Source organism: Chryseobacterium sp. KACC 21268, from assembly GCA_028736075.1.
Taxonomy (GTDB): Bacteria; Bacteroidota; Bacteroidia; order Flavobacteriales; family Weeksellaceae; genus Epilithonimonas.
This window is the reverse complement of record CP117875.1, coordinates 3,042,206-3,066,180: the sequence shown is the minus strand read 5'-3', so window position 1 is coordinate 3,066,180 and position 23,975 is coordinate 3,042,206. Positions and strand designations below refer to the sequence as shown.

Sequence of the window (23,975 nt, the reverse complement as noted above, 5' to 3'; positions counted from 1 at the left end):
TCTTTCCTATGAGCGGATGATCACATTTAATCAGCTTTTACAATATGATCAATTACTTTTCGGCATTAGGTACTGAGGCCATCTTCGGGATCCTTAAACAATCCAGTGATGCTACAGCCATCTATACCGGACCTGACCTGAATATCCAATTTGTCAACGATGCAATGCTCAAGATATGGGGCAAAGATGACTCGATCAAGGGATGGAGATTTGAGGATGCACTGCCTGAGATGAAAGGCCAGCCATTTACACAGCTTCTCAAGGATGTTTGGACAACAGGAAAGGTCTATGAGGCCACAAACACTCAGGCAACCTTGGAGATCGATGGGGAAATGGTCACCTCCTATTTTGATTTCATCTACAGACCCATCATTGACGCAGATGGTAAGATATATTGCATTCTCCACACTGCGACCGACGTGACTGAAAAGGTAAAGGCCTGGGAACTTATCCGTGAAAAGGAAGCACTTGAACAAAAGATCAATGAGGAGCTTGCGGCCGCAAATGAAGAGTACAGGGCAACGAATGAAGAATTGAACGAGACAAATTCTCTTCTGACAAAAACTTTCCAAAAACTGGAAATGACAGAGAGCAGGATGCATGAGGTGCTCAGGACAACCCCTATAGGATTATCACTCCTGAGAGGTGCTGATATGATCGTTGAGACCGCCAATCCCGAGATGTTGGAGATATGGGGAGAAAGTGAGGACAGCGCTCAAGGCAGACCACTGTTGGAGGTCTTCCCACTTTTAAAGGGACAGGTATTTTCAGATCAGCTCGATCAGGTATTTGATTCTGGAAAGACGGTTAATTTTGAGTCCGTATCATTCAGATCATATCTTGACGGACAGATCATTGACAAATACATTGATATCAATTTCCACGCTTTACTAAATAATGAAGGAAATGTTGATGCGGTGATGGCAACTACTGTGGATGTGACAGAGAATGTCAATTCCAGAAAAGCCCTGGAGGCCAGTGAAAAAAGAGCGCAAGAATACTCCGAGGAGCTGACGGCACTCAATGAGGAGATCCAAAGTGCCAATGAAGAACTGGGAGCGCTCAACGAAGAGTATTCAGCCACCAATGATTATTTAGAGACGGCGAATCAAAAGATAGACCTTCTCAATGAGCAGCTTAATAAGGACAATGCACAATTAAATTCTGAAAATAGTGGATTCAAAGGCGATATTAGAGGCCTGACCAGCTCGAATAAAGATCTTGAATCACGCAACACGGAATTAAAGGAACTTAATGACACCATAACCCGGCTCAATGGAAAATTGTACGACAGGGAGGTTAGCTTCAGCAATATCGTTTCGCAGTCGCCTGTAGCGATGTTGTTGGTCAAAGGCGATGATTTTATTATTAGTATGATCAATTCATCGATGCTGGAACTTCTCGGCAAGGATGAGAGCGTAATTGGTAAGCCTCTGTTCGAGGAGATCCCTGAACTAAGGGGACAAAATGCTGCTGATCTGCTCATCGAGACCTATGAGAAGGGAAAATTCAACTCTGATCTTTCCAACCCGGTTACGCTCAATCGCAACGGAAATCTGGAAAAAGGATTTTTCAACTTCAGCTATACTCCCTACATTGAAGACGGAAAAGTGGTAGGGGTCATCGATATTGCAGTGGAGGTCACATCCCAGGTCTTGGCGATCCAGGAAAAAGAAGAGACCATTATAGAAAAAAGCGAGTTGGAAAAGACCATCCGGAACAGTGAACAGCGTCTGCGCAGTATCCTTGAAACGATGGCAGAGGGTGTCGGCGTAACGGATGCAGAGGGGAACCTGGTCTATGCAAACCCTATGGCACAGCAAATACTTGGCCTCAGCGAGAGTAGGATAAAGGACAGGACATACGATGATCCTCAATGGCAGAACCTTCGATTGGATGGCTCACCACTTCCTTCCGAGGAACACCCGATGTCTATAATGATGACAACCCAAAAGCCAGTCTTCGACCGCGAGATAGGCGTGCAACCACCTGGCAGGGATAGGATGTATATATCGATCAACGCAGCACCTCTTTTCGATGATGATGGAAATCTGTCCGGGGGCATCGGTACATTTATGGACGTGACCGCCAGAAGGATGATCTCCCAAGGCAAGGATGACTTCATTAGTATCGCAAGTCACGAATTAAAGACGCCTGTAACATCTCTCAAGGCAACATTGCAACTCCTCCAAAGGTCAAGCGACAGGTTGACGAACGAGACCAGGAACAGACTGCTGGACCAATCTGTCGGCACCCTCGACAAACTTACCCGTCTGATCAACGACCTCTTGGATACCAGCAGACTGGAACAGGGGCAGCTGAAGATCGAGAAAAGCACATTTTCTGTTGCTGAACTTTTTGACGACTGCTGTTCAAGCCTGACACACCCTTCAGGAAAGAGAATTATCTTCGAAGGTGATACCGGTCAGATCGTTGAGGCTGACAATATGCAGATCGGGCAGGTGATGGTCAACTTCATCACCAATGCCATAAAATACGCTCCGGATTCAGACATCAGGATAGAAGCTAAGAAGACAGATGGTAATGAAATGATGATCAGCGTCCACGATTCAGGCCCTGGAATTCCCAAGGACAAGCTTACTCATCTGTTCGACCGCTACTATCGCACAAACTATCAGGGACAGAAGTTCACTGGACTTGGGCTTGGGCTTTACATAAGTTCCGATATTATAAAGAATCACGGAGGAAAGATCGGTGTAGACAGTGAATTGGGAATTGGTACTGCATTCTGGTTTACCCTTCCATTGTAAAGATTTTTTTTGAGTCATAAAAATAACAATGAACTGACTGAAAGTTGGTGCTATAATTGCTAAACGTATATATGCGAAAGATTTACATAGTTGAAGACGATAATAATATTATGGAAGTTCTTGAGATTTTTCTCAATCTTGAAAATTTTGAGGTGTATTCTTTTTTATCCATAAAACAGTTCGGAGAAAGAGATAGAAATGTCACACCTGACATATATTTATTTGATGTCAACCTCCCTGACGGGTCAGGTGTTGAATTATGCAATCAGATAAAAAAAGATACCAAAAGTGAAGATATCCCTGTGATCATAATGAGTGCGCACGCCAATTTACAGACGCTGGCAGATCAATGCCAGCCGGACGAGCTTATTCCAAAGCCTTTTGATCTGGATAGCTTACTTTCAAGCATAAAAAGTGTGATAAAGTAAAAGTTTAATCTTATCATTTAACATAAAAAGTAATTTTGCTAGTGAAATTTACTTTTTCATATGCGTTGCTCAACAACAAGTTAGGCAACTTTTTTATTCAAAAATTGAATGAATTCTTATCACCTTTTTTATTAGTGGATGACGAAAGCATTGAAACAAAACTTTGTGTTAGATTAGCATTATGTTTTAATGAATATTCTTTTATCAAAAGTCAAGTAATACTATATTAATGATGCTTGCTAAAGCTGATATTATGTGCTCTCTACGTAGTGGAAACGGATGTTTAGTGATAGTAGAATTTGTAGTTATAAGCATTCCAACTATTCAAGAATAGATGAATAGTAAGTGTGAGGATTTACAGATCCTGTTTCTGATGATTATTAGCTACAATATTGGTATGCGATCGTTAAGATCAGATTAGTATTGATCAATGAGTTAATATTTTGCTCTTTTTTCTAACGTGGTCGATGACCTAATCAACCTCATTTCCTTCATATTTTTTCTAAAAGATCTCAATGCATCTTCTTTTACAAATATAGGATCTTGCAAACCTTTTATTTTAGTTACTACAGAATTATTAGTAAAGATTCAAAAAACTTCCATCAATCTTTTCTTTAAAGAAAATTATAATATCAATGACGACTTAGATCGTTGAAGGTTATGACTATTTTTTAAAATATTTAGTTGAGGAAATGATGGCTCCATAAAAAGATCCTCGTAGTAGGCTATCCCGTTCACGAGATTTTGTCGGAATACTTCCCATTTTTTCTGGTTGGCGACCGTCGTATCTTTATGGGATTCTAACATACCCGTTTTAAGAAACTCTACGTACATTTTAAGTTCATTGATGAACATATTTGGTCGGTAGCTATTTGAGAGCACATTTATATATCCATAAATATGTTTCACCATTTTTGATAACGATATCTCCTTGTCGAAATACGCAAGATTTGGTCCTGGACAAATAATGACACCCTGATCCACTCCTTTGACCTCTATTTTGTTTTCAATATAAGCTGAATTTGCCAATCCCACGCACAAACAAGCTTTTTCGCTGATCACATTTTCTTTTGTCCTTGATTGGGAAGAACCCAATGCCATTTTATCCTTGGTTAATTTTTCGAACTTCAAAGTCTGGTATTTTGCAGATGCTGTACATAGGCCATCAGAAGAAAATTCTTTGTTCAATGCCAAAAACTTTTTAGGACAGGAGCTCCCGGAGTGCTTGTCGTCTGGCTTTGATCTCCTAATTCTTTCATTGGAAGTTCCTTTGATCGTATTGAATAGCGTACCCAATGGTGATAGGTTGCTCAAATAAAAATCTGATTCTTCAGATCCTGCGAGCAATTGCCTTGTTTCTGGATCTAAGGATGTTGCTTCGGGAACCAGCAGGAAAGGTGATCCCCATCCAACACTATCTATACCATAACGACTTATAAGAAACTGATGTTCCTCAGATGTTCCGACGCCGCCCTGAACTGTGATCTTGATTTCATATGGTTTTAATGGAACAGTTCTCAACCTCTTTTTTAAAGCAGCAATCATAAGATCATGGGCACTGTCTGTCAATTCATTTTTTCTTCTTTTGAATTCTTCTAAGATAGGTCCCAACAGATGTCCTTCTGTGGCGAAAGCATGTCCTCCGCAATTCAAACCGGACTCGATTCTGTATTCCGAAACCCAAAGCCCTTTTTTAGCCAAAAACTGACCTTGGATCATCGCAGAACGAAAGTCGCTGACCTTTAGAATAATCTTCTTCTTAAGTTGATTTTCGGAATCAGGATAGAAATCTTCAAACTGCTCAATGTAGCTGTATAATCTGGGATTCATACCTGCAGAAAGTACGACGGAGGAGGAAAGTTTACTTTGTGCAAATCCGCGCAGGGATGCGTGGGCATCGTTGTAAATGATAGGTAATTTTTCCTTATTCCTATAATTATCTTTATCAATCTTGGTCATTATATTGACATCAATGTTCCCCGGCGATAGGTGGCGGTCAAGATAATCTGGCAAACTTAATTCTGTATTTTGTCTGGCAGAAAGAAAATTCTTCAGTTCGGATCTCAGTTTTGAAGTATTTGGAAGCATGTCTGTAAAATCGATCAAAGACTGCTTCTGACTAACAAGTTCTTCCTTGAATGCTTTAAATTTTTCAGAGACGATATCGTCTACCATATTCAGATATGCCGTGATTCTTTTTGCGCGATGGTCCTCAGCTTTAATTGAGATTTCTGTAAAGCTCAAACTGAATTTCTGGCTGTAGAATTTCCGCATCTTTTCAGTGATCTCGTCATCTATGATTGATATGACCGAGGAAATTCCAAACTGCGCCACACGGATAGGAGTATCTATCGTAAAAGCGATGCCCATTACGGGGATATGAAAATTGTGTATAGATCTATTGTTCATTCTATTAGAATTATATGGGTCAATGTATTATTATGGATTACTGTTGCCAATTTGCTGTCTCACCCTGAGGTGCAGCACCACCTTGCGCCTCTGTGATGGTAGCTTTTTCCTGATTGATATGATAAATGTAGGCTGCTACTTTCTCTGCTTCTCTGCCGGAAATTGTACCTTCCTTAATAAACGGGCGCATAGCGGGATTGTTTGGAGATCCGTTTTCCAACATCCAGAAAACGTTTTTAAAAAGTGTTTTTTGTTTGATGTTGATCCACTGCTTATCTGTCAGATTCGGACCGATTCCGCCCTTTCCAGATTCAGAATGGCATGAGATACAGTTGGTTTTAAAGATCTGCTCACCCTCTGCAATGTTTTCAGAATTGTAGGTAGCTGTTTCCAGATCTATTGGTGGTGCGGTCTTTTCATAATCCTTAATTGATGCTAATTGCATTCTGCTTTCGTTCTGATATTCCGCTTCAGGATGCGCATAATCTGTAAAAGCGAAGGCAATCAGATACAATGCGCAGGAACCGATCGTGAAATAAAACAATCCGAGCCACCATTTCGGCAAAGCATTGTCCAGTTCCGTGATGCCATCGAAACCATGGTCTATCAGCAGTTGCTTTTCCTCGGTAGGTGACTGTTTTCTGAAAGCGGAATTCCACAATTTCTGGAAATAGGGAATGGCTTTGTCATTCAAATAAGACTGTTTCTCCTCGGCAGACAAAAGTTTGAATTTGGCGTTTTCCACTAAGTCTCCGATGGAATTCATGATGAGCAGAAGAAGGGAGACGACTACAAGCAGTCCCTAGAAAAATGGGGTTTTTAAGTAGCCTTCAGCAGCGAACATCTGGAAGCTGGCAAACATTAATACCACAGTAAGGGTAATGTAAATTGAAATCGGTGTTCTCGTTTTCATTTTTCTGTTGAGATTTCAAGGTTAATTATTTGATGGAAGCAGTTTTAATTTCTGTCGTTCTGATATCTGTACCAAGTCTTTGCAGATAGGCAATCAAAGCAATGATCTCCCGTTTCTCAAGTGGAACAAAAGCGTTTCCTTTTGAGATTTTTTCTTTTTCCATCTGATCTTTCAGGTCTGCGGCTTCAGAATAAATCCTTTTAACAATGGCTTTTGATTGATTGTTTGCCCACTGATCAGCAGAATCAATTTCTGATTTTGTGTAAGGCATATCAAAAGTATTTTTCATCAATTTGACCTTTTCAACCATTTGACTGCGATTCAATGTGTTCGCTATCAACCACGGAAAACGGGGCATTATGGATCCTGCGGAAGTGATCCTTGGGTTGTACATATGTTTGAAATGCCAGGAATCGGGATTCTTTTGGCCTTCCCGCTGAAGATCGGGCCCGGTTCTTTTTGAACCCCAAAGGAAAGGCCGGTCATAAATAAATTCTCCAGCTTTGGAGTATTGCCCGTTCTTACTGTCAAACCTCATTACTTCATCCCGGAAAGGGCGGATCATCTGTGAATGGCAGGAATTACATCCCTCTCTTATGTAAAGGTCTCTGCCTTCCAACTCTAAGGGCGAATAGGGTTTCACAGATGCCAGCTGAGTTACATTGCTTTTTATGGTCAGTGTAGGAACAATCTCTACAAATCCGCCGATTGCTATTGCAACAAATGCAAGGGCAGATAAAAGGTGTGGTGTTCTTTCCAGCCAAATATGCCATCCTTCTCCCTGTCTTCTGGAGTTTCCGACGTTGGCTAAAGCCACAGCCTCGGCAGGAACATCTTTTTGAAAAGAACCGGCCTTGATCGTTTTATAAATGTTGACTACCATAATTATGGCACCACTAAGATAGAATAATCCACCTAAGAACCGCATTTTGAAGTAGGGTAGAATGGCAGTAACCGTATCCAGCCAGTTTTTGTAGACCAATGTTCCATCCGCGTTGAACTGCTTCCACATCAGTCCTTGGGTAAAGCCTGCAATGTACATCGGTACGGCATAAAAGATAATTCCCATAGTTCCCAGCCAGAAGTGCCAGTTTGCAAGTTTGATGGACCATATTTTTGTTCTCCACATTACAGGAACTAAGTAGTAAATAACTCCAAATGCCATCAAACCATTCCATCCAAGTGCTCCCAGGTGAACGTGGCCGATCACCCAATCGGTGTAATGTCCGATCTTGTTCAGGGATTTTGTGGCGAGCAAAGGACCTTCAAAAGTTGCCATACCGTAGCATGTAACTGCTACAACAAAAAATTTGAGGATAGGATCTTCCCGCACTTTGTCCCATGCACCTCTCAAGGTCAGCAGGCCGTTGAGCATTCCACCCCAGGACGGCGCGATCAGCATAATCGAGAATCCGGTTCCCACGGCCTGCGCCCAAGCTGGCAACGCGGTATATTGCAGATGGTGAGGCCCTGCCCAAAGATAAACAAAGATCAAGGACCAGAAATGGATGATGGACAGTTTATATGAAAACACGGGACGATTCGCAGCTTTTGGAAGGAAATAATACATTAGCCCTAAAACCGGTGTTGTAAGAACAAATGCAACCGCATTATGACCGTACCACCATTGTACCAGCGCATCTTTGACACCTGAGTAAGCAGAATATGATTTCCAGCCGGTGAAGGAAAGCGGAACTTCCAGATTATTGAAAATATGAAGCATTGCCACCGCGATCCAGGTCGCAATGTAGAACCAAATGGCGACATACAGATGTCTTACACGCCGTTTCATAATCGTTCCGAACATATTGATCCCGAAGATAACCCAAGAAACAGTAATCAGAATGTCGATCGGCCATTCGTGTTCCGCATATTCTTTTGAAGTATTGATACCCATAAGAAATGTTATCACCACAGCGATGATCATTAATTGCCAGCTCCAGAAATGTATCCAGGAAAGCGTGTCGCTGTACATTCTGGTTTTCAGCAGCCTCTGCATGCTGTAGTACACACCACAGAAAAAAGAATTGCAGACAAATGCAAAAATCACAGCACTGGTGTGAAGCATTCTTATCCTGCCAAAGCCCATAGCTCCCTGCGAGTTGATTAATCCTTGTATATTGCCGCTTTTTAAACTTTGAATGGTCGTGTCATCTGTCCCGAATAAAAATTCTGGTAATTCCGGATAGAACAGCATCAGAGCAGCGGTAAGCCCCAAGATAAAACCAATGATCCCAAATGTAACAGTCGCATAGAGAAATGCCCTGACAATTTGATTGTCGTAATTAAATTTTTGTGTCTCCATAATTCCTTTTTCTTAAAACTTGAAAAATGATATTGTCTCAATGGAATATACCAGATTAAAGGTTTCCAAAGTGTATTAAATATCGTAGTCGGTTTCTATGTTTTTACAAAGGTATTTGGTAACTTTGTCTGATACTATTAGATAAAGTTCTAAAGTATACTGAAAACTACTAAAACGCAGATAATGAACTCATGTGGCAAAAGCATCAGGAAAATTAGAAGGGAAAAAGATTTTACCCAGGAATATATGGCTTTTGAAATGGGAATCTCCCAGAAAGCATATTCGGATATAGAGAATTCAAAGGTCAAAATCAACCTTGATATTTTGAATAAAATTTCTACGATATTGAGAATTAAACCATCGGATGTATGCAGTATCAATGGCCAATGCGGTGGCGGCCATTATGAGACCAAATATAAGGAACTAGTTGAGTTTATGAAGAAAAGTAAGATACCAATGCCTGACAAATTTTTGTAGTCTCTTTTATACTTGGTTTAAACTTTCATCAATGTTCTTTCTCATTGTCCTTACCGATTAATCATCAGACAAAACCTTTTTAACTAGTGGGGTTAATCAGGTTAAAGTTAATAAAAGCTTTTACACATATTAATTATATGACTCCACCTTAGTATATTATTGTTTCCATAGTCAGCTTATATGTTTATGCAGGTTTATTATCTAAATAATTTTTTTTGACATTTTGTGAGTATTTTTGCTAGCTCAAATCGATATAAACCTTTTTTTAAAATTTATTCTGCGAATTATGATCTTAATTGTTGATGATAACGAAAATAATATCTATTCATTAAAAAAATTACTGGAGTCCGAAGGTTTTTATGTACATGCTGCAAATTCCGGCGAAGCGGCTTTGGCAAAAGCTTTACAAAATGACTATTTTTTAATTATTTTGGATGTACAGATGCCAGGGATGGATGGATTCGAAGTTGCAGAAACATTGGCAGCCTATAGCAAGACAAAGGAGATTCCCATCATATTTCTATCTGCAGTCAATACAGACAAAAGGTTTATTACCAAAGGGTACAGGTCAGGTGGTATAGATTATGTGACGAAACCTATTGAACCGGAAATTCTGATGCTGAAAGTAAAGACCTTCTACGATCTGCAGGAAAAGAAATTGGCGTTGAAAACGTCGCAAATAAGTTTGGAACTGGAGGTTCAAGAGAGAAAGGAAGCTCAGGCCTATATGAGGTCGGAGATCGATCACTTCCATCTGATGTTGGAAGCATTGCCCCAGATCGCATTTACAACAAATGAAAATGGAATTGTCAATTTTGTCAATAAAAAGTGGTTTCAATATTCTCATTCCGACAAGGAATTTCCCAAAACGCATATCGACGATGTGAATATTGATGAAGAGTTTCATCGATGTATTTCCATAGGAAAACCACTTGAGCTGGAGATACGAATCAAAAACCGGTATACAGAAGATCACAGATACCATTTGCTGAGAATGTCGCCTGTTTATCAAAACGAAAAGGTCAAAAACTGGGTAGGGACTTTCACAGATATAGATGATCAGAAAAAGGTTGAGAAAGAGAAGGATGAGTTCTTGAGTATTGCCAGCCATGAATTGAAAACGCCTTTAACAAGCATCAAGGCCTATATCCAGCTTCTTGAACGTAAAATGAAAAGAAGCAAGGAAAATATCGACGTAGTATTCGTAACAAAGGCATTGGATCAGATCGAGAAGCTCAATACATTGATAACCGACCTGTTGGATGTCTCCAAAATTGAAAACGGAAAGCTTAAGATTAACAAAGAGCCGTCAGATCTCGAACAATTGATCAATAGTACGGTTGAGACCATTCTGCAGACCAGCAACGATCGCAATGTCAAAATTGATCGCAACTTCGAAAGCAGCAATCAACTGATTCATTTTGATACGATACGTATAGAGCAGGTGTTGATCAATTTCTTGACCAATGCCATCAAATACTCCCCGGAAAATAATCAAATTATTATAACGACAGCTACGACTGAAAATGAAGTGAAGGTAAGTGTTACCGATTTTGGGATCGGGATCCCTGCTATTAAACAGGATGCGGTGTTCCGTAAATTCTATCGTGTCGAAGAATCTTCTGTGCAGTTTCAGGGGATGGGGATAGGGCTGTTCATTTGTTCTGAAATTATTAAAGAACATAAAGGGACCATTGGTGTTCTAAGTAAAGTTAACGAAGGTTCAACATTTTATTTTACATTACCATTAAATTAATTTTATGCCTAAAAAAATTAAAAGAAATCTTCAATTCGGGATTGGGTTTTCCTTGCTTATATTAATTGCCAGTTCAGCCGCATCTTACCTGAGCATCCAGAATCAGATGGCCTATCGTGACAGTGTCGTGAAAAGCAGAAAATCGATGATCGCGGTAAAGGACGTTCTTATTTCCCTCATTGATGCCGAAACTGGAAACAGGGGTTACCAGATCACTGGAAAATATAATTTCCTTGAACCCTATGACCGAGGAATAAGGGAATATTCTAAAGCATTAGCTCGTGCGCAATACGTTGGTTTGAGTGATGGATCCCAACTTGAGAGGCTTGCAATGTTGCAGAATAATGCAGATAAAAATATTAAGACGATCAAGTTGTTTGTTGAGAACAGACGCAAAGGTATTTTGATGACGCAGGACGAAATGCTGACGGGTAAGAACTATATGGACAACTGTAGAAGGATCGTCAAAGATTTCATTCAATATGAGGAAAAACGCCTTGAGAAGAAAAACAGGGATCTTGATAGCTCATCGGCTACGACCATTTTATTTATCGTCTTTTCGTCACTGGCAGCAGTAATTGTTACACTATTCTTCTATGTTAAACTAAGTAATGATCTGCATCGCAGGGATAAATTGGAAAAGGAACTACAGGATAAAGATCTTGAGATATCAAGACGTGTCACTGTGATCCAGCAGGTAGCAGGACGGGTATCGAATGGAGATTATAGTCAAAGAATAACTGATGAATATAATGGTGAGCTAGGAGATCTTGTCGATTCCCTCAATCATATGACGGACTCCCTTAAAATTTCTTTCGAGAAGATCAATAAAAGCGATTGGAGACAGAAAGGTATGGCTCTTTTGAATGAATCCCTGGTAGGGAACAAATTGGTAAAACAGGTCACGGCCGAAGCTCTCCACCAGTTGATCGACTATGGAGACTGTATCAACGGTGCTATTTACCTGATGGACGATGGAAAACTGAAACTGAGCATTGCATCCGGTCTGGAGAATAATATGAAACAGACCTTCGATCCAGGAGAGGGAATGGTAGGTCAGGTCTTTGTTCAGAAAGAACCGAAAGCATACAATGATCTAAATGAAGATGATTTTGCGATAACTTTTGCTAGCAGTACAATTAAGATCAAAGCTATTCTTTTGATACCTATTATACTGGACAGACTCACATTTGGAGTAATAGAGGTAAGCTCAAACGAGAACTTTGATCAGGATAAAATAGATTATTTTGTTGAAAGCTCAAGGAATATTGCCATCGCACTCCGCGCAGCGAGAGGCCGTGAAAAAGAGCAGCGTCTTTTGGAGGAAACACAGGCACAGTCAGAAGAACTTCAGGTTCAGCACTCTGAATTGGAAAACTTGAATTCAGAACTCGAAGCGCAGACTCAGAAACTTCAGTCATCGGAAGAAGAGCTGAAAGTACAGCAAGAGGAACTTATGCATACCAATACGGAACTGGAAGAACGTTCGAAATCATTGGAAGAAAAAAATCAGCTGATCGCCGAACGTAATATCGAGATTCAGAAAAAAGCTGAAGAGCTGGCCTTAAGTACACAGTATAAATCAGAGTTCTTGGCGAACATGTCACACGAACTACGAACGCCGTTGAATTCGATCCTACTTTTATCCCGTCTGATGGGGGAGAATCATGAGGAAAACCTTACTGAAGATCAGATAGAATCAGCGAAGGTCATTCAAAGTGCAGGAAGCAGTTTATTGACGCTGATCGACGAAATTTTAGATCTGGCTAAAATCGAATCCGGAAAAATGTCTTTGGAGTATGAAGATGTAGTGATCATTGAAGTGGTGAGGGACCTGAAAAATTTAATGGATCCCTTGGTCAAAGAAAAAGGAATTGAATTTAGTATCAATATCGACAAAAGCTTATCTGATAGCGTCGAGACGGACCGTCTGCGATTGGATCAGGTTCTTAGGAATCTCCTTTCCAATGCTCTGAAGTTTACAAAAGAGGGAAGTGTTGCATTGAACATTAGAATAGATCCGGATAATAAAGATTTCATTATTTTCTCTGTCAAGGATTCAGGAATCGGAATTCCTGAAGATAAACAGAAGATCATCTTTGAAGCATTCCAGCAAGCTGACGGATCGACGCAGCGTCAATTTGGAGGGACCGGTCTTGGATTGTCCATAAGCCGGGAAATTGCCAAATTATTAGGTGGTTATCTAAGTCTTACAAGTAAAGTCGGCAAAGGAAGTGAATTCAGACTGGTCATCCCAATGAGTGCAAGTTCACGACGGACTCTTGTCAATGGAGGCGGGCACTCAGATCAGAATTTGGTTGATGTCATTTTGGATGATGACGAAGAGATCAAAAACATTATTTACTATGAGGAAAATGATGTGACAGCGGTTTCCAGTCACCTGGAGATTCCTGATGATGTTGAGGACGACAGAGACGTCATTTCAAAAGATGACAAAGTAATTCTTATCGTCGAGGATGATACCAATTTTGCCAAGGCATTACTAAAATTTGCACGAATGCAGAACTACAAGGGAGTAGTAGTCGTGAGAGGGGATCAGGCATTATCAGCGGCAATGGAATTCCATCCCAATGCTATTTTACTGGATGTACAACTTCCTGTTATGGACGGTTGGAAAGTGATGGATCAATTAAAGTCTGAGCCTCAGACAAAACCAATTCCTGTTCATATGATGTCTTCACTACAAGTAAGAAAGGAAAGTTTGATGAAAGGTGCTATCGATTTTATTAATAAGCCTGTAGCCATTGAGCAGATGACGGATGTTTTCAGGAAGATTGAGGAAGCCCTAAAAAGATCGCCACAGAAAGTTTTGATCGTAGAAGAAAATGCCAAACATGCCAGTGCGCTTTCTTATTTCCTCGGTAATTTTGATATTTCGATGTCAGTAGAAGATACGGTGGAGGACAGTGTTAAAGCTTTCAATCAAAATGGGGTGGACTGTGTGATCTTTGACATCGGTGCTAACAGAAGAAATTCCTATAAAATTATAGAGTCGATAAAAAGCCATGAAGGTCTGGAAGATCTACCGATCATTATTTTTACAGAACAAAATTTATCTACGGCCGAAGAATTGAAAATCAAACAATACGCTGATTCGATTGTTGTAAAGACCGCACATTCTTATCAGAGGATCTTGGATGAGGTCGGATTATTCCTGCATCTGGTCGAAGAAAAGAACGGTTCGCCCGAAAACATACGAAACAGAACTCTGGGTTCACTGACGGAAGTGTTGAGTGGAAAGAAAATTCTCGTTACCGATGATGATGTTCGAAATATCTTCTCCTTAACGAAAGCATTGGAGAAATATAATGTAGAGGTCATTGTGGCAATGGACGGCGTTCAGGCGTTGGAAAAGATTGCTGAGAATCCTGATGTAGATGTCGTTTTGATGGATATGATGATGCCAAATATGGATGGGTATGAATCGATAAAGGAGATTAGAAAAATTCCGAAATACTTTAGGATGCCGATCATTGCTGTAACTGCCAAATCGATGATGGGAGATCGACAGAAATGTCTTGATGCAGGGGCTTCGGATTATATTACGAAACCTGTTGATATGGATCAACTTCTTTCTTTGCTTCGTGTCTGGCTCTATCAAAGTTAAATAACGGTCAAATTGATGAATGTTCTTTCTTAAGTACAGTATCTTGAAACTATAAGTTCTAAGGCTGCATAATGCATAAGACCAAAAAAAACTAATTATCCGAAATATGAAAAAAAAAATTTTGATCGTTGATGATGATCCCCGAAACATATTTGCGCTTAAGTTGACATTAAAGGCACGTGATTTTCGGATAGAAACGTCGACGACAGCAAAGGATGCTATCGAGATTTTAAAAAGTGATCCTGATATCGGGATCGTATTGATGGATATGATGATGCCGGATATGGATGGTTATACTGCGTTAAAGATCATACGTCAAACGCCATCAATCAATACGATACCGATTGTTGCAGTCACTGCGAAGGCAATGTAAGAAGACCGACAGAAATGTCTCGATGCCGGAGCACAAGCGTATGTTAAAAAGCCGATCGATGTTGACCTATTGTTGAAGTCTATTGAAAAATTACTGTAGATGATACAGAAGAGATTCGTTCAAAAGACGGGTCATCCGGATTTGTATGAATGACTATTTCACAAGTTTTACAGAGATACGGTATAGAAATGTTCCGAAATACTCATTTCTTTAAAGTTTTGAGAGAAGAAATTTTGCATCAATTAATAAACTATCCACTGATCAGAATTTGCTTTGCAGGTTGTTCAACAGGAAAAGAAGCATATTCGATAGCAATATTATTGAAAGAAATTCAATTATATCACAAATTTCTGATCCAAAGGTTGATTCAAGAAAAAACAAGATTTGATGTACTGATTCCTATCCATGTTAACTTCTTTTGGTTTTCAAATTTTCAAGGGCTAAGATAGCTGTCTTGAATTAGAGACATTTTAATAATTTTTTATTGTTATCTTAGGATAAAAATTATGGAAGTAAAGTTATGTTATAATCTTTCATCAGTCACGATTAAATGGAATATTCCCTTTTTTCCACGAATTGGGGAATCAATATCTGTATCTGAAATCATCTCCGAGAGAAAGAATGATCAATTATGCAAAAATCAAGATTACTTTATAATTAAACACATAGCGTGGTTCCCGGCTAACAGCAGTAGTGCATCATTAGTAGAGATCATTATTATTGATTGGAGCGTCTTAAATTCTTACGACAACGTTTGATTAGTAATCCCATTGATTCCTTTTTAAATCTGTTTGATATGCTTGGGTTTCTCGGAAAATGTAAATAGGATGAGCAATTTTCATTTTTCTTCAACAGCATCCTGGACAGATACCATTGTTCGTTGGTAATTTTTTTTTATTACGATTCACTTTGTGAATACCATAATATAATGGTCCGCGCAAAAAAGTTAATAACATAGAAAAATGCAAATAGATGTAGTGTAAAATAACTAAAATAGCATCATTAATTTAAGTAACGTCTGATAGATGATATGAAAATTGACATAAAAATTTTAAGAGATTTTAGTACAACTATTTACCTAGCGACCTTTTTCTTATAACTGTGTAGTAAACGATAATTGCCACGGCGATAATCAATAACCAACCTTTGTTCTTATCAATAGGTACCGGCTCTGCATCTTCAAGATCACCATCTGGCGTATTTGTACCCGGACCGCGTTGGCTGGGACCGATCTCTTCCTGTCTATTCTCTTCCTGATCAAATAATTTATGATTCTCTCTATCACCAAAGACGTTGTCACGCTGTTGAGCGAGGGTAAAAGATCCTGCTATGAGCGTAAATATTATGAGTAAGTTTCTCATTTTATATTTTTTTTGTACAATTTATAAAAGTATATTATTTAATATAAAGTTAATATAAATGTGTATTATATCCAAATAAATAAATATATTTATCAATTATAAAATGATATTTAAATATGGTAATATATTTCACATATTTAATCACAATAAATCTATCATATTGCATGATGCACCGTATTTCTAATATAACGTATTAAGTCTGAAAAAATGTAAATGGCTAAGTATTTTATTATCAGCAAAAATTTTGTATTGTCGATCTGCTTTTACTCAGAAGTTGATGGATTTAGTTTTTTAAGTCAAATATTTTTACATTCATTTTTATGAAAAAATTATTACTGTTTTTTGCATTTCTGTTAGTATCTTCATCAATCGCACAGCAGTCGCCCTCAAGTTCAGCACTTTCCGGGACGTACGTTATTGGAAGCGGGCAGCCTGCTCCTTTTGATAAGCTTACCACCGCGATTGCACGGATAAATACGGATGGTGTGGCGGGACCTGTAACGTTTCTGCTGGACAATACCACTTACGGACCAGGTGAAATTTTTCCTATTAGGATCGTTCAATTCCCTGGAACCAGCACTATGAATACATTGACTATAAAGCCGAACAGAAATAAGAACGTTATCATTACAGCATCAAAAGAGAACGACTGGACCGGTGTCCCGGGTGTACTGCAGGTGGACGGTGCTGATAACATCATTATCGACGGCAGTAATACAGCCAACGGAAATACCCGTAATCTCACAATTGTCAACAATGATAATATTGGTTATACAGCGAGAACAGTGGTCTGGATTTCCTCAAATGGCGCCAACGCTGCAAACAATATTAGTATTTCGAATGCTAACCTTCAGATGAATTCTCCCAACGGTGGCGAATCTATACTCGCAGGAATCTTCTGCGGAAGTAACAGCCGTAATGGTAACAATGCACTCAGCGGTACAACAGCTACCGCACTGATTTCAGATATAAATGTAAAAAACAATTTATTTTCAAACGTGCGTCAGGGGATGATTGTCAAAGGAGGTAATACAGCCGAACTGCGAAGTTCAAACATCCTTTTCTCTGCCAACAATCTTGGAGGAGGTACAACCGATGCGCAGAAAACTTCGACACCCATCTTATTTTCTAATGTCAGGAATGTTAATATCCTCGACAATAGTATGATTGCCATTGCCAATACAAACAGTTCCGATGCCAATCTGGGAATCGTGCTCGAAAACTCAGAAAACACGGTTATCAGGAGAAATTTACTTCAGGATGTAAAAGCATCCGGGACTTATAACGGCCGCGCCATTTGGATTAAAGGATCTGCTAAAACTCTTGAAATTTCAGCGAACAAGATTTCAAATGCTAAAAATACAGTCGGTGGATCCATCTATGGAATTCATCTGGACGTCACTATTGAATCTTCGCAAATATTGCTTGCCAATAATTTCATTTCGGATGTCGCTTCCAGCGGTTCTTTTGGAAATACAGGAATGGGAATTGTGGTCGCAAACGGTGTCGGTTCCAGATTTTACCACAATACCGTTGCCATGAATGCGGCACAAACCGGGACTTCGGCTGCTATATATTTTAGCGGAGGAACCAATCTGGACGTTCGGAACAACATCTTTACAAATACCGGCAAAACAGGGACAGAAACCTATTTTGGACCGTATGCTATTCAGATAGCGACAGGCGTTACTTTTTCGGCGTTAAATTATAATGATTATTATGCAACGTACGTAGGAAGATCGGGAGAGGCAGTTTCTACAACACTTGCACAATGGAGAACCGCTACGGGAGGCGACGTCAATTCTCTAAATGTCCTGCCCGTTTTCACATCAGTGTCTGATTTGCATCTAAATGCGGGCACCAACCTAGAACTTTCGAAAAAAGGACAGGTGATTCCAGCTGTTCCTGCCGACATCGACGGACAGGTGCGAAGCACAGATTCCAGTCCAAATATGGGACCTGATATGGGCGCTGACGAATTTTCAGCAGTGACTGTTTTAGCACCAACCGCCCAATCTACCTTATTAACGTTTACCAACGTTACCTCAAACAGTTTCAATATAGGCTGGACAAAAGGAACAGGAACTGGTCTGAACAGCCTGGTCGTGATCAGGGCCGCAACTGATATTACTTCATCACCTGCGGACGGGACTGGCTATACAGCAAATACTGCCTTCGGTTCCGGATCACAAATAGGTTCCGGGAATTATGTTGTATATGCCGGATCGGGCAATACTGTTTCAGTCACTGGATTGTCATCTTCTACTACCTATTATGCAGCAGTTTTCGAATACAACGGAACGGCAGCTACAACAAGATACTTAACGGCGAATCCGTTGAAAGGCAACCAAAGTACTTCCAGCTTGGGTTGGCAGATCAGCAATACAAACACGGTCGATAAAATTAATTTTGATGAGACAGTGAGTGGTGTCAACAACGGACCGTTTACAGGTGCCGGCTTTGACCCAGCAACTGCAGCAGGACAACTTAATTCAAATGCGTGGTCACTTACCGGCTTTGAGGACGGGGCAATTCCGTTCGGAGGCATTAACAGCAATCCTGACTTTGGGCGCGGCATTTCATCCGGAGGTGTAAGCGCAGGCGGGATTTATGCTTTCGAAACCTCGGCAAATAATAAAGCGCTGGGAATACAGCCTTCAACGAAGGATTTTAATCCCGGAACTGTTACACTTCGCTTTCAAAACCAGACTTCAGTACCGATTACCTCTCTGAGTATCGGTTATAAAGTTTATGTTTACAATGACCAAGCGACTTCCAGCAGTTTCAATTTCAGCCATTCTGCTGACAATGTTACATTTACAGGAATTTCACAATTGAATGTAGTTTCATCTGGTCAGGCGGACGTCAGTCCTTTTTGGAAATCAAGTTACCGCGTGGCAACAATTACAGGACTAAACATTCCAGCAAAGGGTGTGTATTATCTAAGATGGAGCGGTGCGACGGCAACAGGATCTGCTTACGACGAATTTGCGCTTGATGATATAGTTTTATCGGCAAATCCAACCAGTAATTTTGCCGCTTTTGAAGGACTTGCACAGACATTTTATGTACACGGAAACACGAGTCTTTCAGGAAACACTACCGTCGCCGAAGATTTGAAATTGACCGCCGGAAAACTTTCCATCGGCAGCCATACGCTTACTTTGGGTGGCACAGTGACCAATACGATTGCCGGCGGACTGCAAGGTAGCGCCGCCTCAAATCTTTCTGTGATGGGAAGCAGCAATCCAACCTTGAGTTTTGATCAGACAATATCAGGAACAACAAACCTTTTAAATGATCTTCGGGTTCCTTTTGATGCGCCTGAAAATGAAGTATTTCTGAGTAACCCGGTCGTCATCAATGGTATTTTAAATGTAGGAATTGACCACACGCTGAATCTTGGAACAAATGCACTGACAGGTCTCCTTTCGACAATCATAGTCAACGGAAATTTAAGAACACAGAATACGACATCTCTTCCTTTCCCTTCTGGAAAAACTTTTCTGGGAACCGGTAAGGTGACATATGATGCTATAGCGGCCCAGACCCTGGTAACCGGCACTTATAATCACTTGACCTTAAATTCACCAGAGGGAACATCAGCCGGTGGCGCAGTTAACGTAAATGGCGTTCTTTTTCTTCCTCAGGCCAATCCTTCTAATGGTGTGAGGGGAAGTCTCGATATGGGAAGTTACGTTTTGACGATGGGTCCCAATGCGACAAACATAGGGCAGGGTGATGTTACAGGCATCACTACCAGAAACAGTATTTTGCCCAACGTACTGTACACCTTCGGAAATCCAAACACTTCAATTATATTTCCAGCCGTAGGGACACTACCGACATCATTAAGTCTGAAGACATTAACCGGAACTGCACCTGCATGGAGACCGGGTGCAATAAAAAGGACCTTCGATTTTATACAAACTGGTGCAGCGGGAACTAAAGCTATTATAAAAGGACATTATCTTGATTCGGAGCTTAATGGTAATGACGAGGAAAAGCTCGTAGACTGGGCACGTATAAACGCAAGCGGAACTACCTTGGAGCAGGGTCGGTCCAACTATAGCACAACGGACAATTGGGTTGAGCTCACCAATGTAAATGTTGGTTTATACTTTACCAGTAACTTTGATCAGGTAAATCTAACATTAGATGAATCCTCTGCTGCTTATTTAATCTGGAACGGTTCGGTAAGTAATTCCTGGACTACAGCAGACAATTGGACACCTTCCGCAACTCCTTCCGACCAAACGGCCGTATTTATTCCGGATGCTGCTACAACCTTGAATGACCCAAGCCTTAATTTATCTACCCTTATCGGCTCGATTCAAATTGATACGGGGGGAATTCTAAATGCGCCCGCTGATTCTCAATTAACCGTTAATAACGGCGCAGGTGCATGGATCAACAACGGAACTTTTAATCCAGGAACGGGAACAAGCCGTGTCGTCTTCACCAATCTTGATGCGACCATTGCGGGAGTGACAAATTTCAATAACATAACTATAAATAGTAATGCAGGACTCAGGCCGCTGACGGATAACATTATGCGGATTTCGGGTTCTTTTGTGAGGCTGGGCAATTTTACGTCGGCAGCCATCCACAATACGGTAGAATATACCGGAATAAACCAACAGATTGCCCTACCAAACGGGGCATCAGCGGCCTATCATGATCTTATTATAAGCGGAACAGGTGCGGTCTTCCCTTCATCTCTTCAAATTAGCGGTGATTTTACAGTTAATGAGGCTGTAGATTTTTCAGGAAAAACAATTGTGATGACAGGATTGGAACCGCAGCGTATCGGCGGAACAGGAAATCCACACTTTCACAATCTTACGGTTAACAATTCTGATACCGGTCTATCGCTTTCAAGTACTGTGACAGTTAACGGGCTACTTACCCTGACAGCCGGTAGAATTAACATAGGAAACTTTGATCTTACACTTGGAGCAGCTGCTGTAGCAGGAACTTTTAGCCTTAAAAATATGATTGTTGCTGAAGGAACAGGCTTTGTCCGAAGGCCGTTTACTACAACTGATTCCTATTTTTTCCCTATTGGAGAACTTACCAGTACTCCTGCTTATAGTCCGATAACTGTTGATGTCACTTCAGGAACTTTTTCAAATGCCTTCGTGGAAGTATCAGTCACTGATATGAAGCATCCTGGAAATCAAAGTTTAACAAATTATTTAAGCAGATATTGGAGTGTAAGACAGACAGGAATAACAGGATCTTTGGCTACAGTCACAGCAAATGTTGTAGCTGCCGAAATCCTGGTTTCCGTAGAACCAATGTATGCGGCACAGTTGAGTGGTACGTTCAGTCAGCAGACAAACCCTTGGAAACGCTTTTCTCCATTAAATAATTTAACATTAACTGCGGAGGGTGCTATTTTAGAGCCTTCAAAGACGTCTTATTTTACAGGAATTAAAGGTGGGGCTTTTACGGCAGCCGTCTTAAATGGTGGAACATTCTGTGCTAATGAGACTGTTGCTTTGGCGTCAAATGTTACGGGTGGTGATATGCCTTACACTTATGAATGGTCAGGTGGGTTGGGAAACGCTGCCACGGCAATACCAACACAGACAGGTACTTATACTGTAACAGTGAAAGACGCTAACGGAATTAGTGCGACGGGTGAGACATCTGTCACTATCAACCCCGCTCCTATTGCCGGAATATTATCTGCAAACCAAACCGTGTGCTTCGCTTTTGAGCCTGAAACAATCAGCCTTACCGGAAACACAGCGCCGGTACTTTACTGGCAGCGTTCGGATCTTCCGAACTTTGCTAATCCGATAACTATTAATAATACTACTAATACATTAACTAGCAGAGAAGCTGGTGAAATCATTGGAACTACCTATTTCAGGGCTGCCGTTGGTAACTCCTCTTGTGGAACTGTGTTCACTGAAACAGCCATAATTGATACCAGAACGACTGTATGGAATGGTAAGTCCTGGACCAATGGAATCCCGGACATCAGAACTGCAGCCGTTGTTTCGGGAGGCAATTATTCTTTAGATACAAATTTAAATGCATGCAGTCTAACGATTACAAACGGCTCAAACGTATACGTACCGGATAATTTTGATCTGACTCTAGACGGTACGTTGACTGTAGCTTCAGGCTCTACTTTGACCATGGAGAGCAATACCAATCTAGTGCAGCTTAGCAATGAGCAGAATTTTGGTAATATTATCCTAAAGAGAAGTAGTGCTGCCCTGTATAAATTAGATTATACGATGTGGGGATCACCGCTGAATGGATCTCAGAAATTGAAGAATTTCTCTCCTCAAACACTGTCCAACCGTTTTTATACCTACAATCCTGTTACAGATCTTTTCAACGTAGTCGATCCTCTGGTGACCGGTTTTACTGCAGGGATGGGATATCTTATCAGAATGCCTGACAATCATATTCCTTCTGGCGGGTCAAATCTCCCTCAGCGGTGGACTGGTATCTTTACCGGTACACCAAACAATGGATCTGTAACTGTGCCTTTAGTTTATGGTAGTGAAGGATTTAATCTGGTCTCTAATCCATACGCTTCTATGATGAATGCCGACCTTTTTCTTGCTGCCAACGCAGCGGCAATAGACGGCACTATTTACTTCTGGAGAAGGCGTAACGCGGTTCCAGATGCCAGCGCATATTATGCGACATATACTACAGCTGGCGGTACAGGTGTTCCATCGGGTTCAGGAACTCCATCAGCAACTAGCGATATACCTAACGGCTTTATCCAGATAGGGCAGGGCTTTATTGTACAGAAGAAAACGGCCGGTGGCTCTGCAAACCTGCTATTCAGCAACAAAATGCGAACGTCGGCTAATGATGCTGACCAGTTTTTCAGAAACATATCTGGAGCTAATCGAAGCCGCATCTGGCTGAACGTAACCAACCCAGCTGGTGTATTCGGCCAAACGCTGATCGCTTACATGTCTTCAGCAAGCAATGGTATCGACCAATCCGACGGAAAATATCTGGGCGACGGATCTACGGCATTGACCTCTTGGCTAGACAACGGTGAATATATTATTCAGGGCAGGGAGCCTTTCGTTTCCTCAGATATCGTTCCACTCAATTTCCGTACATTATCTGCCGGGACATATACCATTGCTATTGATCATGTAGATGGCATATTCTCAGAAAGCCAAGACATTTATCTTCGGGACAAAATAACAAATATTGATCAGAATTTAAAAAATGCATCTTACACTTTTTCCACGGAGGCCGGTATTTATAATTCACGTTTCGAGTTGGTCTATACTTCCAATTTTTTAGCAAGTGAGAATACTAGCGGACTTGAATCGAACAGTGTGGTGCTCTATAAGAAAGATAAGGATATTGTCGTCAGTTCAAAACAGGCTACTTTAGATCATGTAGAGGTTTTTGATATGAACGGAAGGTTATTAGTTGTTGCTAAAAATATTAATTCAAAAGTCCTCTCGCTCAATGTAGGACAGGCGAATCAAGTTTTAATTTTCAGAATTACTTCAATTGGAGGAGTGACAATCAGTAAGAAAATAATAAATTAAACGA

Annotated in this window: 12 protein-coding genes; 8 read left to right on the top strand and 4 right to left on the bottom strand. The window is 40.6% G+C overall.

Annotated features, from left to right (window positions below):
• Positions 1–44 precede the first annotated feature (44 nt).
• Together PQ459_14070 and PQ459_14065 are read left to right on the top strand one after the other, a co-directional pair.
• Positions 45–2,771 carry a PAS domain-containing protein gene (locus PQ459_14070; protein ID WDF46023.1) on the top strand — a complete coding sequence of 909 codons (2,727 nt, stop codon included), beginning with the start codon at positions 45–47 and terminating at the stop codon, positions 2,769–2,771.
• Positions 2,772–2,842: 71 nt separating this feature from the next.
• Entirely contained in the window at positions 2,843–3,199 is a 357-nt protein-coding gene (locus PQ459_14065) for a response regulator (protein ID WDF46022.1), read from the top strand.
• 624 nt (positions 3,200–3,823) lie between these two features.
• Here PQ459_14065 and PQ459_14060 read toward each other — a convergent pair.
• The 3 genes from PQ459_14060 to ccoN all read right to left on the bottom strand — a co-directional run bounded on the left by PQ459_14060 (position 3,824) and on the right by ccoN (position 8,826).
• Entirely contained in the window at positions 3,824–5,608 is a 1,785-nt protein-coding gene (locus tag PQ459_14060) for a hypothetical protein (GenBank protein WDF46021.1), read from the bottom strand.
• A gap of 37 nt (positions 5,609–5,645) precedes the next feature.
• Positions 5,646–6,407, bottom strand: coding sequence for a cbb3-type cytochrome c oxidase N-terminal domain-containing protein (locus tag PQ459_14055; GenBank protein ID WDF48729.1), 762 nt, complete (start codon positions 6,405–6,407; stop codon positions 5,646–5,648).
• Between the two features lie 139 nt (positions 6,408–6,546).
• The gene (ccoN, locus tag PQ459_14050) at positions 6,547–8,826 is read right to left on the bottom strand and encodes a cytochrome-c oxidase, cbb3-type subunit I (GenBank protein WDF46020.1); all 2,280 of its coding nucleotides are present in this window, start codon (positions 8,824–8,826) and stop codon (positions 6,547–6,549) included.
• A 183-nt stretch (positions 8,827–9,009) separates the two neighbouring features.
• Here ccoN and PQ459_14045 point away from each other — a divergent pair, with 183 nt between their 5' ends.
• The 5 genes from PQ459_14045 (at position 9,010) to PQ459_14025 (ending at position 15,509) form a co-directional block, all read left to right on the top strand.
• Positions 9,010–9,303: a helix-turn-helix transcriptional regulator gene (locus tag PQ459_14045; protein ID WDF46019.1), complete on the top strand. Its 294-nt coding sequence runs from the start codon at positions 9,010–9,012 to the stop codon at positions 9,301–9,303.
• Positions 9,304–9,589: 286 nt separating this feature from the next.
• Complete coding sequence (locus PQ459_14040) at positions 9,590–11,059, top strand: response regulator (protein ID WDF46018.1); 1,470 nt, start codon at positions 9,590–9,592, stop codon at positions 11,057–11,059.
• A gap of 4 nt (positions 11,060–11,063) precedes the next feature.
• Positions 11,064–14,687 carry a response regulator gene (locus tag PQ459_14035; GenBank protein WDF46017.1) on the top strand — a complete coding sequence of 1,208 codons (3,624 nt, stop codon included), beginning with the start codon at positions 11,064–11,066 and terminating at the stop codon, positions 14,685–14,687.
• A 106-nt stretch (positions 14,688–14,793) separates the two neighbouring features.
• Positions 14,794–15,060: a response regulator gene (locus tag PQ459_14030; GenBank protein WDF46016.1), complete on the top strand. Its 267-nt coding sequence runs from the start codon at positions 14,794–14,796 to the stop codon at positions 15,058–15,060.
• A 188-nt stretch (positions 15,061–15,248) separates the two neighbouring features.
• The gene (locus PQ459_14025; protein WDF48728.1) at positions 15,249–15,509 is read left to right on the top strand and encodes a hypothetical protein; all 261 of its coding nucleotides are present in this window, start codon (positions 15,249–15,251) and stop codon (positions 15,507–15,509) included.
• A 621-nt stretch (positions 15,510–16,130) separates the two neighbouring features.
• Here PQ459_14025 and PQ459_14020 read toward each other — a convergent pair.
• Positions 16,131–16,421, bottom strand: coding sequence for a hypothetical protein (locus tag PQ459_14020; protein WDF46015.1), 291 nt, complete (start codon positions 16,419–16,421; stop codon positions 16,131–16,133).
• Between the two features lie 320 nt (positions 16,422–16,741).
• Here PQ459_14020 and PQ459_14015 point away from each other — a divergent pair, with 320 nt between their 5' ends.
• Positions 16,742–23,971, top strand: a complete 7,230-nt coding sequence (locus tag PQ459_14015) for a hypothetical protein (protein WDF46014.1) — start codon at positions 16,742–16,744, stop codon at positions 23,969–23,971.
• Positions 23,972–23,975 lie beyond the last annotated feature (4 nt).